We start from the raw sequence: 15027 nt of genomic DNA on the forward strand, positions 1-15027 counted from the left end.
CGCCTATCGAACGGATCGCCTCCGCCATCGATTTACCCTGTGCATTCAGCACGGCAACCTGACGAAGCTTCGTGACGATCTCTTCCGCCTTGTGTCTTTTCGCTGCCATTTCAATGGCCTTCTTCGGATCATGAGCCATACTTCAAAAAGGATCACTTTTCAGGGGGCAGACCAATATCGACGAGACATACATCAAGGTCCACGGTCGGTGGACATACCTCTATCGCGCAATCGGCAGCGTTGGCGACACGGTCGAATTCTTCTTCAGCGAACATCGCGATCTGGTTGCAGCCAAGCGCTTCATTCGCAACGCGCTGGCTCGTCATGGCCGCCTTGAACGGATTGTCATCGACGACAGGCAATCATGGCCTGTGATAGCGAGAGTGCAGGTTCAAAGACCGATCCCGGTGTCTGGAACCGATCGGCATTCGGTAAAGCCGGTGCCTCAACAAGCGTATCGAGCAGGATCACCGACGCATCAAGCGCCGGATCCGATCCATGCTCGGTTTCAAGCCTATGGCCAGTGCCGCTCTCCGGCATCGAGATGGTTCATATGTTGCGCAAACGACAGGCGAGGCAGGCCTACGATTCGGCACCCTCCCTTGCCGAACAATTCTAGATCCTCGCCGCATAACGCGTCCCGCGCCTAGCTTCACACATTTCAAAAGCGAGTTTGCGACGGAACCGCTTGAACTCCACCAACAGGTTGCCAGCCATGGCTGGAGCTCGCGGCCTTAGCGGCACAGTGGGGCGTGCCTCCCGCGTTCAAACGAAAAGCTCGCCTCCAATTTACCCTCTGCTACGTCGGATGCATGCACTTTCAGCTGCCGCTGCCCCGCGACAGTTTCACGTTCAAGACATGCAACGCCTGAAGGATGGTATCGAGCGTGCTGGAGAAAGGGCGTATTGTGTGCCCTGCCCTCCATTCGGCAAAGGTTGCAGCAATTATTGAATGCAGCATGGCGGCCTCCCTTCGTGGGTCACATGTGTTTTTGCATCCTAGGGGCGAGCCCTCGTCTTCAACCGAATCGCAATCAGCAAGCCGATGACGAGCGCGAAGATGGTCAGGTTGATCAGCGTCGACAGGGCATAGAGTTCCGGTTTTACGCCGTAGCGCAACGCGCCCCACGCCACCGAAGGCATGGTCGGGGTCGCGCCGAGAAGGTAGAACGACACGTCCAGCCCGTTCAGCGACAGCACGAAGGCCGTGATGAGACTTCCCATGATACCCGGCCAGGTGATCGGCAGCATCACCTCTATGAAGGACCGGAGCGGTGAGGCACCGCAGACGATCGCCGCCTCGTTCATGCGCCAGTCGTACTGATAGAGCATCGCCGCCATGATAAGGAAGCTGAAGCTGAAGCAGTGCACCGTGTTGGCGATGATCGCCGTCAGCATGTTTCCCTGCAATTCGAACAGCAGATAGTAGAGCGCCATGCTGGAAATGCCGAGAAGGATTTCCGACACGAAGAGCGGTGCTGCGAAGAGGATGGCGTAGAACAGCGCCCGCCTGCCGCCGAAACGAAGCACCCCGACCGTTGCCAGGAACCCGAGCACCGTGGACAGCACCGCCGTGCACGAAGCGAGCATCAGGCTGTTCAGGAAGGCGCTCTGGTAGACGGTGTTGGTTGAGAGCCGCACGTAGCTCGCGATATTGAACTCCGGCGGATAGGGGAAATTCGGCCGGCTCGACAGCGAGGCGAACAGGATATGCACGATCGGCATGTAGAGAAAGGCGAAAACAAGGATCACGAAAACCGCAAGCAGCCACTTGATCAGGGTATCGGAGAAAGTCTGCGTCATCTCACTGCCTCCCAAGTCCGGTAAAGCCCGTTCGGCGCAGATCGACGCCGAAGCTCAGAATGGCGAGCGCGATCGCCGAGAAGAGGAACAGCACCACGCCCATGGCCGCTCCCAGCGCCCAGGTGCCGGACTCGCCGAATTGCTGGGCCATCGACATGCCGTAGAGCGTGCCGTTCGGTCCGCCGAGAAAGCGCGGCACTAGCGAGGCCGACAGCGTGGGTATGAAGGCCAACATGAAACCGACGATCGTTCCGGACAGGTTGAGCGGCCAGACCACCTCCGTAAACACCCGGAACCGGTTAGCGCCGCAGGCGCTCGCCGCGTGCGCAAGGCGGAAGTCGAAGTTGATCAGCGAGAGATAGATTGTCGTCACCACGAGCGGCAGGTAGAGATAGATGAAGGCGATGAACGAGGCGGCGTTCGAATACATGATCATGCGCAGCGGTGCGGCGCCCATGCGGATCAGCGCGCCGTTCAAGAGGCCCGCCGGCCCCAGCATGCCCTGAAGCGCGATCAGGCGCAGCACTTCGCCCGACAGGAAGGGGATGACCAGAAGCAGCGAGAAGATGATCCGGTAGCGCCCGCCATAGCGCACGATGAAATAGGCGATCGGCCAGGAGATGACGACGAGCGCCAGGGCCACTCCGATCGCCATTATGAGCGAGCGAAGGAAGAAGGTGATATAGGCTCCTTCCGTCGCGAGCGTGCCGTAATTCATCAGCGTCCATTCGCGGACGATCTTGTAGTTTTCCGTCTGCCAGAAGCTCAACACCACCAGCGCAATCAGCGGCATGACGAAGAAGAGAAGCAGGAAGCCGCTTGGAATATCCAGCATCAGCCGGCGTCGTGTGATGTCGCCCTGCATGATCAGCTCTCCGCCTTGAAGACATGGCAGTCCGCCGGATTCCATGACAGAAACACTCTTTCCTGAACGGGCAGTGGATCGTTGCGCTTGGGCTTGACCGCGATGACGGTGTCACCCCGATCGGTCTCCAGCACGTATTCGAGGAAGGGGCCGCGCAACACCACATCGGCAACGGTACAGGCGATGCCATTGCCGCCTTCGACCTTTGTCACGAGATCGAAACGCTCGTTCTTGACAAAGATATCGACGGCGGTGCCGGGCTGAAAGCCGGAGCCTGCGGGGAGCGCGAAGGCATAGTCATAGCGCGGCAGCCTGACGGTTGTTCCATCGGCCTCGACATTGCCCTGAAACCGGCTCGACTTGCCGACGAAGCGGGCGACAAACGGCGTCTGCGGATGATCGTAGATCGCCTGACGCTCGCCGAGCGCTTCCAGCCGGCCATTGTCGATGACGGCGATGCGATCGCTCATGCTGAGCGCTTCTTCCTGGTTGTGGGTCACGTATATGAAGGGAATGCCGAGCTGCTTCTGGTAGCGGCGGATCTCGATTTCCATTTCCTGCCTCAGTTCCCGGTCGAGATTGGCGAGCGGTTCGTCGAGCAGCAGCAATGTTGGCCGTGCCACCAGGCCGCGCCCCAGCGCCACACGCTGCTGCTGGCCTCCCGAGAGCTGGCTCGGATAGCGGTCGAGCAGCATGGTCAGCGAGAGGACGCCGGCGACCCATTCGAGCCGCTCCTCGATCACACCCGCCGGCTCCTTGCGCATTCGCAGCGGAAAGGCGAGATTTTCCCGGACGGTACGGTGGGGGAAGAGCAGGAACTCCTGGAACACCATTCCGATGCCGCGCTTGTGCGGCGGCAGGTCGGTCACGTCCTTGCCCTCGAAATGAATGAGGCCTTCGGTCGGCCGGTCGAGGCCTGCGATCAGCCTGAGCAGCGTGCTCTTGCCCGAACCGCTGGGCCCGAGAATGGCGATAAACTCCTCCTTGGCGATATCGAGACTGACGCTGTCAAGCGCCCGCACCGATCCATAACGCCGTGAGACATTGTCAATCCGGATATAAGATCCGTTCTGGCTCATGAAGACTTACCCATGGTTGGCGGCCCAAGGCGCAACGTGCAACCTTGGCCGCCGGATTTGGAAGGACGGATGAGGACCGCTCAAGCGGCCTGGACGTTGGACCAGACCCGTTCCCATTTCTCCGGAGAGGATGGCTGGTCGAACATGAACAGGTCGGCAATCTCGCTCGAACGGTCCATCAGGAAGAGCTTGCGCTCGGCCTCCGTCGAGATTGCACGCAGGTCCACGGTGGTCGAGCAGCCAGCCACCTCGCCGATCTTCTTCATCACATCAGCTGAGATCATCATGTCGATGAAGCTGTTGCAGAGATCGAGCTTGTGGCCGTCCTCCACCCCGGACGTGACGAGCCAGGTATCGACCCAGCCAAGGCCGCCCTCCTTCATCTGGAGGGCGTGGCGGAAGTCCACTGCCGGCGCACCCTGGCTCTCCGCCGTGAGCAGCTGGCGGAATACCTGCGCGAACTCGGTCGCCGCCACGACGGCGCCGCTTTGCAGAAGCTGGAAGAGCGTCGGATTGTCTTGGTAGCGTGTCAGGAGCAGGTTCTTCTGCTGGATCAGCAGCGTCTCGACCTCGGCCAACTCCGCATCGGTCAGGACGTAGGGATTGAAGGGCTTGCCGTCCGGCCGCGGCTGGTTTCTGCTGCCGAGGCGCTCGGTGACGAGAAGGGCGGCGAGCGCGATATTCTCCTCGAAGCGGGCGCTGGTGGAAAGCATGCCGGAATAGTCCGCGCTGAACATGCATTCGAGCGTCTCGGTCTTCTCCGGCTCGACCTTGCTAGCGTCATAGGTGATGCCATAGGCGCCCCAGCAGAAAGGAAAACCGATCTTCTTGCCGGTGGCGGGATCGGACAGAACCTTGAATGTCTCGGCCGCGAACTCGGGCAGATAACCGGCCGCGTTCGGAACCTTCGAATAGTCCACTTCGCGCAGTAGCTGTTCGCGGAAATAGAGCTGCGGCCAGAAGCCGTCGGCCTGCACCAGATCGAACTCTTTCGATCCACCGACCCTCAGCTTGTTGTAGGCTTCGGAATTGCCGTCGAAGAAGCTTGGGACGAACTTCACTTTGTGAGTGTCCTCGAAGGCGGTGATCCGGTCGGGAAGCAAATAGGCCTCCCACATGAGGGCACGCACCTGGTCGGGTGCCGCCCAGGACGGCCGCACGAACGGCATGGCAAGGGCTGCCGTCGTACCGGCAGCAAGAATGGATCGGCGGGTAAATGTCTTGTCGAGCATAGTCATGATCCCCTTTTTTCGGTCTTGTTCACAGACTCTAGCGCGCTTTTGCACGTCTTTTCATTCCCGTTCTCCCGGCGGCGTTTCCGCCGGAAGCCATTGCATATGCTTCAAAAACTCAGGCGATGCCGTCCGCCTCTATCGAACCCAGCACCTCGTCGAGCACGTCGAGCGCGTGAGCCATGTCCTCCATCGAGCAGTCCAGCGGGGGCTTGACCTTGATGAGATTGCCAAGGCCGGCATAGCGGCTTTCACCAAAGAGCACACCCCGGTCGACGCCCCGGCGATAGACTTCACTCGCCGCCATGCGCGCCGGCTCCTTCGTCTCGCGGTCCTTGACCAGCTCGATCGACGCGAAGAGGCCAGGGCCTCGCACATCGCCGATAAGCTTGCGGTACCCGGCCATGTCGTTGAGGCGGCTGGTCGCGTATTCGCCAAGTTCGTGCGCCTTGTCGCAGAGCTTGTCTTCGATGATCGCATCCACGGTCGCGACCGCAGCCGCCATGGCGACGGGGAAGGAGCCGAAGGTCAGCGCATCCTCGCCGGAGTCGAACTTGTTGAGCTTCTCGCTGGCAAAGATGCCAGCCAGCGGGAAGCCGCCGCCGATCCCCTTGCCGAAAGTCATGATGTCCGGGACGATGCCGTAGAAATCGGCTGCGAACATCTTGCCCGTGCGGCCGAAGCAGCTCTGGATTTCATCCCAGATCAGCAGGATACCACGCCGGTCGCAGATGTCCCGAACGCCCTGGAGATAGGACGCTGGCAGAACGATGTGACCGCCGTTGCCCATGATCGGCTCCATCATGATCGCGGCCACGCCACCATCGACACCACGGTCGATCGTATCCTCGAGCAGCGACAGGCACAGCCGGACATCGGTTTCCGGATCGAGCCCGATGCGCGGCCGGTAGGGATCGGGGTGCGGAACCCGCGTGAAGCGCGGCTGGAGGGACAGGAACGGATTGTTCGGATGCGGCCAGCTTGCAGCCATCGTGGTGATCGACCGCCCATGATAGGCGTCCTGCAGCACGATGATGTTCTGGGTACCGGGGCGGTTCTTGAGCGCGAGCTTCATCGCCATTTCCACGGCAAGGCTGCCGTGCAGCGCATAGCCGATCCTGGTGAGGTCACCGGGCGCAAGATCGCGAAGCTTCGACGTCAGCGTCAGCAGCGGCCTGGTGTTGAAGTTCGGGCGGGCATGGGTGATTTCGCGCAACTGCGCGATCGCGGCCTCGACCACACGCGGGTCGTTGGCGCCGAGATTGTTCGACCAGGCCTGCGACGTGCAATCGAGGTACCGATTGCCCTTGTCGTCCCAGACATGGGAACCCCGTGCCCGGACGAGCATGATCTTGGTGTTGTCCCCCTCGACGGGATCATGGATGAGCGAGCGCTTGCCCTCCTCAATACGATATTCATCCGATTTTACTGCCAGTTGCGCGACGTTCATCGATGGTTCCTCTCGTCTCCGATGACGTCGATTAAGCAATGGAGACGCGTTGACAACAAGGACGATTAGCGAAAGGATTAATTCATGTCGCTTATGAATATCCAGCTTCGCCACATCCGCTGCGTCCTCGCCGTCGCGAGCGAGAAGAGCTTTGCCAGGGCGGCCGAGAGGCTCGCCGTCTCACAACCGGCATTATCGCAAACCATTATACAGCTTGAAGAAACGCTCGGTTTTGAAATCTTCCAGCGCACCACGCGCAGCGTCACGCTGACCAAGGATGGCGAGGCCCTTTGCGACTATGCACGCAAGCTCAATCGCTCGATGGAGGTGTTCTACAACGAGGTGAAAACCCTTCAGCTGTCGATCCATAATTACCTTCGCGTCGGATATCTGATCGGCACCGCCGTGGAGTTCATTCCGAAGATCACCCAGGAGTTCGAACGGCGCCGCCCGAATGCAACGCTCGAATTCGTCGAATACGACTTCACCAATCCCGACGCCGGCCTGTCGACGGAAGACGTCGATTGCAGCATCTTCCGCCCGCCGGTCGATACGGCGGACATCCATATCGTCGAGATTGCCCGGGAAAAATGCGTGGCCTGCCTCCCGGACGGCCATCCCCTGAGCCGGCAGGAAACGGTGCGGGTGGAACAATTGCTCGATGAGCCTTTCATCGCCGCACCGGGGACTGGCGTATGGCGGGACTACTGGCTTGCCGGACAGTACAGGGGGGATCGAAGTGCACGCGTCGTCTTCGAAGCCGCCACCGTGGATTCCGAGTTGCAGGCCGTGGCGATGCGCAAAGGCATAAGCATCACCGCCGAAAGCACGGCCCGCTTCTATGCCCGTCCAGGCGTCACGTTCAGGACGATCTCCGATATGGAGGATTGCGTCATCGCAATCGGCCACCGCCAGCCATCAAATCCCCTCATCAAAGAACTGATTGACGTTGCGACGCTGGTAACAAGCTTACCTGTCGGAGAAGATCCATGGTCTTGATGGATCCGAACGCTTGGCCTGGCCCGGCCAAACGCTAGGTCGTTCGCATCGACGAATGTGCCGCATTCTGAAGGGCCTGCGCCAATCGGCCAACGGACGGACGCTGCGGCCGATCTTGGGGCTGTTCGAGATAGTAGTTTCCCGGACCCGGCGTCCTGGGAACGAACGGGCAAACGACGAGGCCAAGGGAAGTGGCAATCGGACCACAGACCGGAAGGTGACCGATCGCAAGACCGAGGCCCTGGCTGACCATCATCAGGGACAGGGGCGTGGTGTCGACGGTTTCGAGTTTAAGATGGTGGCCCGGGTGAGGGCCGAAATTATGATTGAGAAGTGCGGCCCAGCCGATCGCGTGGGACGCAACATCATACAAGCGAAACGACAGTATATCCTCCAGGCTGCCGATGCGGGCGATGTCTTCCTTCCGGCACATCGCGACGTGGGACATGCCCATCAACCAGGCTGGGTGCCGCACAAGATGCGGCTCCTCTCCGAACCGGATGATCAGGTCCGGATCTGCCTTGCGCTGCGTGCCCTCCACCAGAAGGTCGATCCGGATCGTCGGGTTCGCTACTTCGAATTTCGCCAGCACGCGTGGCAACCAGCTCATCGCCATCAACTGGCTTGCAAGCAGCGTGACCCTTTCGATCCGTTGTCGCGCAAAGAGCGACTCCGCCTTGCTTTCAATGGCCCCCAGCGACACCTGCACGGTCGGCAGGAAGTCGCTGCCTTCCGCGGTCAGGTTGATCCGGTTTGCCGCGCGCTCGAACAGCGGGCGCCCGAGGTGGGTTTCCAGCGCCAGAACCTGCTGGCTGACGGCCGCGGCCGACATATTGAGCTCTTTTCCAGCGCGCGCAAAGCTCTGGTGCCGCGCGGCGGCCTCGAACACACGGAGCCAGTTCAGCGAGGGGATGGTGGTTGCACGCATGCCCTCTAGCATAAGTTCAGCTTAGCCTAAGGTCAATCAGATATCGTCTCCCGACAGGCCTTCCGCAGTGTCATAGTTGCGTCACGGGTCATGCAAAGCCCGAACCAATAAACATAAGGGAACGAAGATATGCTCAGACGCCGTATGTTGCTTGCCCTTGCCCTGGCCCCCCTTCTGGTGGGCGCGGCCACCGCGCAGGACCTGCCGGATCACATCACCGTCGCGACCGAGGGCGCCTATCCTCCGTGGAATTTCAGCAATGCCGACGGCTCGCTCGGTGGCTATGAAATCGAGCTGACCAAGGCCCTCTGTGAGCGCATGAAGATCAAATGCGATCTCATCGCCCAGGAGTGGAACGGCATCATTCCGGGCCTCACGGTCGGAAAGTACGACGCCATCATCGCCTCCATGGGCGTGACGGAAGAACGCAAGAAGGTCATCGGCTTCTCCAAGCCCTATGCCAAGGCGCCCAACGGGTTCCTCACCGCCGGCGACAATGTGCTGAAGGACCTGCCGGATGCAGGCCAGGCCTTCGACCTCGCCAAGGCCCCGAAGGAATCCGAAGCGGCGCTCGCGGCCTTGAAGGAAAAGCTCGCCGGCAAGATCATCGGCGTCCAGACCGGGTCCACGGCGGCGACCTTCGCAACCGAATATTTCAAGGACCTGGATATCCGCGAATATCCCTCCTTCGAACAGCTCGGCCTGGAGTTGACGGCCGGGCGCATCGACCTTGCCGTGGCCAATGTGACGGCCTTCAAGGCGGTGATCGACGCCAACGCGGCGGGCACGCTGGTCTTTACCGGCCCCACCTTCGCCGGCGGCGTGCTCGGGCTCGGCACGATCAACGTCGCCCTGCGGCCGGGCGACGAGGCACTACGGACGGCCTTCGACGCCGCCATCACCGATATCAACAAGGACGGGACCAACAAGGCCCTGACCGAAAAGTGGTTCGGCGTGGATATCTCGGTCCACGAATAAAGCGCTCCATCCCCTCCTCTCCAAGGGAGGGGATGACCGCCCCGCGGCGATGGCCGCGAAACAACGCATTCAACGATCGCACAGGGACTGCCATGTTTGAGACCGTCGGGTCCGCCGAGGCAACGCTCACGATTTATCTCGATGGCCGCGCCATTCCGGCGCGTGCCGGAGAAACCATCGCGGCATGCCTTCTTCGGGCCGGTATCACCCACTTCCGCACGACGCCGGTCAGCAGCGCCCGGCGATTGCCCTTTTGCATGATCGGGCATTGTTTTGACTGTCTGATTGAGATCGACGGCATCGGCAGTCGCCAGGCCTGCCTGAGCCAGGTCGAGACTGGCATGCGGCTTCGCACGCAAGATGGGCCTGCGCGCATTCCCGGGCTGGACCTGCAATGAGCATCGCGCCCGACGCAGACACCATCGTTGTCGGAGCCGGCCCGGCGGGCATGGCATGCGCGATCGAACTCGCCGACGCAGGATGCCGGGTGATCGTGCTCGACATGCAGCCCGCCCCCGGCGGCCAGATTTTTCGCGCGCTGGAAACCAACATGCAGGCACGCCCAGGGACGGATGAACTGCTCTCCGCTCTCGGGCCGAGCTACAAAGCCGGACTTTCCCTTGTGACGCGCTTTCGGGCGACACCCGGCATCGACTATCGGCCGGGCACCACGGTGTGGGACCTGCGGTCGGACGGTACGGTCGGCTGGCTCAAGGGCGAGGCGGCCGGGTATCTGCGGGCGCCGCATGTCGTGCTCGCCAGCGGCGCGATGGAACGCCCGGCACCCTTTCCGGGCTGGACGCTGCCCGGCGTGATGACGGCCGGCGCGGTGCAGACCCTGCTGAAGGCGGGGCACCTCAAGCCGAAAGGCCGGATCGTTCTGGCCGGAACCGGGCCGCTGATCTTCCTGCTCGCCGACCAGCTGCGACGCCTCGGCGTGCGGCCGGCGCTGATCGCGCGCACGGACCGGGCAAAGGACAAGGTCGCCGCCCTCGGACGGCTTCGTCCGGCGGGCGCTCCGGCGCTCCTCAAGGGTTTGGGCTGGCTCCTGCGGTTGCAGCTGGCCGGGGTCGCGATGCGCACCGGCATATCCGGCCTTGAGGCACATGGCCGCAACCTTCTCGAATCCGTTCGTTTGACCGTCGCCGGCAAGAGGATCGACCTGCCCTGCGATCTGCTCGTGGTTCACGACGGTATCGTGCCGTCGACGGATCTGGCGCATGCCGCCGGCCTTGCCCTCGCGTGGAGAGCTGACGACGCCAGCTGGCAGCCGGTAACGACGCCGGACGGGCGGGCCGAAATGGCGCCCGGCCCCGCCTTGATCGCCGGGCCTTGCAGGATCCGTATCACCGGAGATGCCCGCCGCATCGGCGGCGCCGACGCCGCAATCGCACACGGCCGCCATGCCGCAAGTGCCATCCTAACCGAACTGGGCCGCCCTGCCGGCAAACCGGGGGCCGCGGACCGGACCGGGATCGCTGTCGAGCGCAGTCTTGCGGCGCGGCCCTTCCTTGACGCGGCCTTCCCGCCGGGCCTCTCCTCTTGCTTGCCCGATGACGCGACCATCGTCTGTCGCTGCGAGGAGATCACGGCCGGTGCACTGCGCGCGACAATTCGGGACGGCGCCACGGAGATGAATCTGGTGCGCGGGCTCCTGCGCTGCGGCATGGGCGTCTGCCAGGGTCGCAGCTGCGCGGCAACGCTCGCCCGTCTTCTCGCCGAGGCAGATCCCGGCCGGCCGATGCCCTCGGCCCCGTTTCGCGCGAGGCCGCCGCTCCGGCCCCTGCCGCTCGGCGCGCTGGCCGGCATGACCGGTCTCGACCCCGATCTGGCGCAGGTCGAATCGCTCGACGACAAGCCCGAGGCCATCGCCGGGGACGACGCCCATGTCTAACGATGCGCTTATCGTCGGTAGCGGATTGCAGGGCTGCGCGATTGCCCTGTTCCTTGCCCGCGCCGGCTGGCGGGTGACCGTGGTGGAGAAGAACCTCGCAGGACGCCATGCCTCTGGCGTCAATGCGGGCGGCCTTCGTTCGCTGATGCGCGACGTGCGGGAATATCCCCTGTCGCTGCGCGCCATGGACATGTGGGCCAATCTCGCGGATTTCGTGGGCGCGGCCGCGGCCGAAGCCTGCGAGGTTCGGCTCGGCACGGCCCAGATCGCGCTGGCGATGGATGCGGCCGAGCTGCAATGGTGCGAGGCCCGGTCCCGGTCGATGCACCGACGCGGTATCCACTCGGAAGAACTGATCGCCCCCGACGCACTGCACCGGCTGCTGCCGGGCCTGTCCCGCACGGCGCTTGGGGGCCTGATTTCGCGGCGCGACGGGCATGCGAACCCGGCCAATGCCGCGCGCGCCTTCCGCAAGGCCGCAGAGGCCACCGGCGTCCGCATCATAGAACAGTGCAAGGTGCACGACCTCGCGCCACAACCTGCGGGCGGGTGGCGGGCCGAGACCGATGCGGGCGCGATCGAGGCAGAATGGGTCCTCAATTGCGCCGGCGCATGGGGCTCGGACCTCGCCGCGCGGCTTGGTGAAACCTTGCCGATCAAGGTCACAGCCCTTTCCATGATGGTGACGGCGCGGGTCAAACCCTTCATCACCCCCGTCGTCATCGGGATCGACCAGCCGCTCTCCTTCAAGCAGAGCGCGGTCGGCTCGCTGGTCATCGGCGGCGGCATCCTCGGCAAGCCTTGCCTGGACGGAGACACCTCGTTCACCGTCATGGACCGTATGGCATCGAGCGCCGCGGCCACGGTTGCGGCCTTTCCGGTGCTGGCCGGCGTGCCGGTCGTGCGCACCTGGACGGGGCTCGAAGGCGCCACGCCGGATGGAATACCGTTCATCGGCCCCAGCCTGCGCCATCCCGGCCTCTGGCATGTGTTCGGTTTCTGCGGCCACGGCTTCCAGCTTGCGCCCGCGGTGGGTGAAGCCGTGGCGCGATCGCTCGTCTCGGGAGATCTCGATTCAAGCCTCGCTCCTTTCGCGGTCGATCGCCTGCAGCCCCAAACACCGCGAAAAAAGGAGATCTTGCCATGACGCCGGGCATGTTCGACCTGCTGGGCTTCGGCCCGCAAGGCTGGGGGCTGCCCCTGTTCCAGGCGGCAAGCATTACGATCGCCGCCGCCCTCAGCGGCTTCCTGCTGGGAAGTATCTTCGGGATTGGCGGCGCGGCGCTTAAGCTTGCGCGGGCGCCCTTGTTGCGCTTGGTCGGCCAAGCCTACACCACGGTTTTCCGCGGCGTTCCGGAAATCCTCGTGGTCTACCTGTTCTACTTCGGCGGAAGCGTGGTCCTGACGGCGGCTATGAACACCGGCGGTTTTCCCGGCTTCTATTCCCTGCCGTCCTTCGTCATCGGCGTTTTCGCGGTGGGCATCGTCTCCGGCGCCTATCAGACGGAAGCCTACCGCTCCGCCTATCTTCGCCTCGACCGGGGCCAGATCGAGGCCGCCGCTTCGTGCGGCATGTCGAAATTCCTGCTACTGCGCCGGATCATCGCCCCTCAGACGCTGCGCTTCGCTCTGCCCGCGCTCGGCAACATCTGGCAGTCGGCCCTCAAGGAAACGTCGCTCCTCTCCGTCATCGGGCTGACCGAGCTGTTGCGTCAGGCCGGCACCGCCGCGGGGTCGACCCGCCAACCCCTCCTGTTTTACGCCATTGCGGCGGCGCTGTTCCTGGTCATCGGGCGCTGCACCGGCGCGCTCCTGAACCGGATGGAAAGCCATCTCGCCAAACCCTGGAGACGCTGATGTTGGACTGGCCCTTTCTGACTGAAGTCACCGGCCAACTCCTGTCGGGCCTGCCGTTGACGCTGCAACTGGCGGCGCTGTCGCTGACGATCGGCTTCGTGCTGGCCGTCCTCGTCGCGGGCGCCGCCGGCAGCGGGTTCGGGCCGCTGCGATGGATCGCCAAGACCCATGTCGAGCTGTTTCGCGGCACGCCGCTGCTGTTGCAGATCTTCCTGATCTATTACGGCCTGGGCCAGATCGCCCAACTGCGCCAGTCTGTCCTCTGGCCCTTCCTGCGCGAGCCCTACTGGTGCGCCATCCTGGCGCTGGCCCTCAACACCTCGGCCTATACTGCGGAGATCATTCGCGGCGCGATCCAGGCCGTACCGGCACACGAGATCGAGGCCGGGCGGGCCTGCGGCATGTCGGGCTTCCTGCTGCGCCGCCGCATCATCTGGCCCATCGCGCTGCGCCAGGGGCTCGCGGTCTACGGCAGCGAGGCGATCCTGATGATCAAGGCGACGTCGCTCGCCAGCATCATTACGCTCACCGAGCTCACCGGCATCGCGCACAAGCTGATCTCCTCGACCTACCGGGTGTTCGAGATATTCATCGTCACCGGCGCGATCTACCTGGCGCTCACCTTCCTGATGAGCACGGCCTTCGCGCTTCTCGAACGCCACCTCCAGACCCACCACGCCCATCGTCGCGCCTGACCGCGCACCACACGGAGAAACCAGATGGCTTCCGTCTCCCTCCCGGCTGCGGCCCGTACCGTCCCCGCCATTGCCGTCGACGACCTGCGCAAGCGCTTCGGCACGGTCGAGGTGCTGAAGGGCATCGATTTCCGCGCCCATGAGGGCGAAGTCATCTCCATTCTCGGTGCATCCGGCTCCGGCAAGTCGACCTTTCTGCGCTGCCTCAACCTGCTGGAGCTTCCCTCGACGGGCCGGCTGCATATCTTCGGCGAACAGGTGGACCTCAGGCAGAGTAGGGACAGCCTGCGCATCGCAGACCGAAGGCAGGTGGATCGCCTGCGCACGCAGGTGGCGATGGTCTTCCAGAATTTCTGCCTCTGGAGCCACATGACGGTGATCGAAAACCTGATGGAAGCGCCCGTGCACGTGCAACGCCGCCACCGAGGTCAGGTGCGCGACGAGGCCGAGGCGATGCTGAAGCGCGTTGGCCTGATTGACCGTGCGAACGCATACCCGTCTCAGCTATCCGGGGGTCAGCAGCAGCGCGCCGCCATTGCCCGAGCCCTGGTTATGAAACCTCGGGTGCTACTCTTCGACGAACCTACGTCCGCACTCGATCCCGAACTGGTCGGCGAAGTGTTAAAGGTCATGCGCGATCTGGCGACCGAGGGGCGGACGATGCTGATCGTGACGCATGAAATGGCGTTTGCCCGGGACGTCTCCAGCCGGGTCGTCTTCCTGGAACAGGGGCGCATCCATGTCGAGGGTCCGCCCCGGCAGCTGTTCGGCGGCGGTGCCAGCGAGAGATTCGACCAGTTCATCTCTCGGTTCAATAAAGGCTGAGAACCGCTTTTAACACCATGAAGGAGGTGAAGCAGTCTCTAAACTCTTGATGGGATTCGAACCATCCACTCAAACGCCCAACGCAATCCGAAGCAAATGAAAATACTCGCAATTGGAACGGGATCACGGGCTAGACGTCGAATAATCGGGTAAAACGTGCCGATGGGAGCAGCAACATCGCGTGGTTTCCCAACGCCGCATTTCCCCGTCGCGGCGTGCCGTAAAAAACTGCAGCAGACATCTAGAAAATCAACGAGGCAGCTATCAACCTGAGGAATTGCCTCGTCGTGTGTTGATGCACCGCCGTTGACAGACGGCGGTGCAATCACGCTAGAGTTTGAACGTCTTCACTTCGTTGCCCCGTTCGATCGAGCGGTTGGCGATGAAGCGTTCCGATTTTGCCGTATCCGTCTTCCTATCTT

General features: G+C 62.7%; 14 protein-coding genes and 1 pseudogene. 9 read left to right on the forward strand and 6 right to left on the reverse strand.

Going from position 1 to position 15027, the window contains the following annotated elements:
- Positions 1 to 173: 173 nt before the first annotated feature.
- Positions 174 to 619, forward strand: a pseudogene (locus tag ACT6VE_RS32935) (DDE-type integrase/transposase/recombinase); the annotation flags it as partial.
- Between the two features lie 380 nt (positions 620 to 999).
- Here ACT6VE_RS32935 and ACT6VE_RS32940 read toward each other — a convergent pair.
- The 5 genes from ACT6VE_RS32940 to ACT6VE_RS32960 all read right to left on the reverse strand — a co-directional run bounded on the left by ACT6VE_RS32940 (position 1000) and on the right by ACT6VE_RS32960 (position 6429).
- Positions 1000 to 1803: an ABC transporter permease gene (locus ACT6VE_RS32940; protein WP_444802417.1), complete on the reverse strand. Its 804-nt coding sequence runs from the start codon at positions 1801 to 1803 to the stop codon at positions 1000 to 1002.
- A gap of 1 nt (position 1804) precedes the next feature.
- The gene (locus ACT6VE_RS32945; protein ID WP_444802418.1) at positions 1805 to 2668 is read right to left on the reverse strand and encodes an ABC transporter permease; all 864 of its coding nucleotides are present in this window, start codon (positions 2666 to 2668) and stop codon (positions 1805 to 1807) included.
- Between the two features lie 2 nt (positions 2669 to 2670).
- The gene (locus ACT6VE_RS32950) at positions 2671 to 3747 is read right to left on the reverse strand and encodes an ABC transporter ATP-binding protein (RefSeq protein ID WP_444802419.1); all 1077 of its coding nucleotides are present in this window, start codon (positions 3745 to 3747) and stop codon (positions 2671 to 2673) included.
- Positions 3748 to 3827: 80 nt separating this feature from the next.
- Complete coding sequence (locus ACT6VE_RS32955) at positions 3828 to 4985, reverse strand: ABC transporter substrate-binding protein (protein WP_444802420.1); 1158 nt, start codon at positions 4983 to 4985, stop codon at positions 3828 to 3830.
- A 112-nt stretch (positions 4986 to 5097) separates the two neighbouring features.
- On the reverse strand, positions 5098 to 6429 hold the full coding sequence (locus ACT6VE_RS32960) for an aspartate aminotransferase family protein (RefSeq protein ID WP_444802421.1): 1332 nt from the start codon (positions 6427 to 6429) through the stop codon (positions 5098 to 5100).
- Positions 6430 to 6513: 84 nt separating this feature from the next.
- Here ACT6VE_RS32960 and ACT6VE_RS32965 point away from each other — a divergent pair, with 84 nt between their 5' ends.
- The gene (locus ACT6VE_RS32965; RefSeq protein ID WP_444802422.1) at positions 6514 to 7428 is read left to right on the forward strand and encodes a LysR substrate-binding domain-containing protein; all 915 of its coding nucleotides are present in this window, start codon (positions 6514 to 6516) and stop codon (positions 7426 to 7428) included.
- 34 nt (positions 7429 to 7462) lie between these two features.
- On the opposite strand, the gene ACT6VE_RS32970 is transcribed toward ACT6VE_RS32965, so the two are convergent.
- Positions 7463 to 8356 carry a LysR family transcriptional regulator gene (locus ACT6VE_RS32970; RefSeq protein ID WP_444802423.1) on the reverse strand — a complete coding sequence of 298 codons (894 nt, stop codon included), beginning with the start codon at positions 8354 to 8356 and terminating at the stop codon, positions 7463 to 7465.
- A 129-nt stretch (positions 8357 to 8485) separates the two neighbouring features.
- Between ACT6VE_RS32970 and ACT6VE_RS32975 the strand changes: the two genes are divergently transcribed.
- The 7 genes from ACT6VE_RS32975 (at position 8486) to ACT6VE_RS33005 (ending at position 14605) form a co-directional block, all read left to right on the forward strand.
- Positions 8486 to 9334, forward strand: a complete 849-nt coding sequence (locus ACT6VE_RS32975; protein ID WP_444802424.1) for a transporter substrate-binding domain-containing protein — start codon at positions 8486 to 8488, stop codon at positions 9332 to 9334.
- A gap of 92 nt (positions 9335 to 9426) precedes the next feature.
- A complete protein-coding gene (locus tag ACT6VE_RS32980; protein WP_444802425.1) occupies positions 9427 to 9732 on the forward strand; it encodes a (2Fe-2S)-binding protein in 306 nt (101 codons plus the stop codon).
- Complete coding sequence (locus ACT6VE_RS32985) at positions 9729 to 11228, forward strand: FAD-dependent oxidoreductase (protein ID WP_444802426.1); 1500 nt, start codon at positions 9729 to 9731, stop codon at positions 11226 to 11228. The genes ACT6VE_RS32980 and ACT6VE_RS32985 overlap by 4 nt, the downstream gene beginning before the upstream one ends.
- Entirely contained in the window at positions 11221 to 12375 is a 1155-nt protein-coding gene (locus ACT6VE_RS32990) for an NAD(P)/FAD-dependent oxidoreductase (protein ID WP_444802427.1), read from the forward strand. Before ACT6VE_RS32985 ends, ACT6VE_RS32990 begins: the two co-directional genes overlap by 8 nt.
- Positions 12372 to 13085: an ABC transporter permease gene (locus tag ACT6VE_RS32995; protein WP_444802428.1), complete on the forward strand. Its 714-nt coding sequence runs from the start codon at positions 12372 to 12374 to the stop codon at positions 13083 to 13085. The genes ACT6VE_RS32990 and ACT6VE_RS32995 overlap by 4 nt, the downstream gene beginning before the upstream one ends.
- 2 nt (positions 13086 to 13087) lie before the next feature.
- Positions 13088 to 13780 (forward strand): ABC transporter permease, encoded by a 693-nt coding sequence (locus ACT6VE_RS33000; RefSeq protein ID WP_444802430.1) that lies wholly within the window; start codon positions 13088 to 13090, stop codon positions 13778 to 13780.
- A 24-nt stretch (positions 13781 to 13804) separates the two neighbouring features.
- The gene (locus ACT6VE_RS33005) at positions 13805 to 14605 is read left to right on the forward strand and encodes an ABC transporter ATP-binding protein (protein ID WP_444802429.1); all 801 of its coding nucleotides are present in this window, start codon (positions 13805 to 13807) and stop codon (positions 14603 to 14605) included.
- The last annotated feature ends 422 nt before the right edge of the window (positions 14606 to 15027 follow it).

The organism is Shinella sp. (assembly GCF_052438155.1).
GTDB lineage: Bacteria > Pseudomonadota > Alphaproteobacteria > Rhizobiales > Rhizobiaceae > Shinella.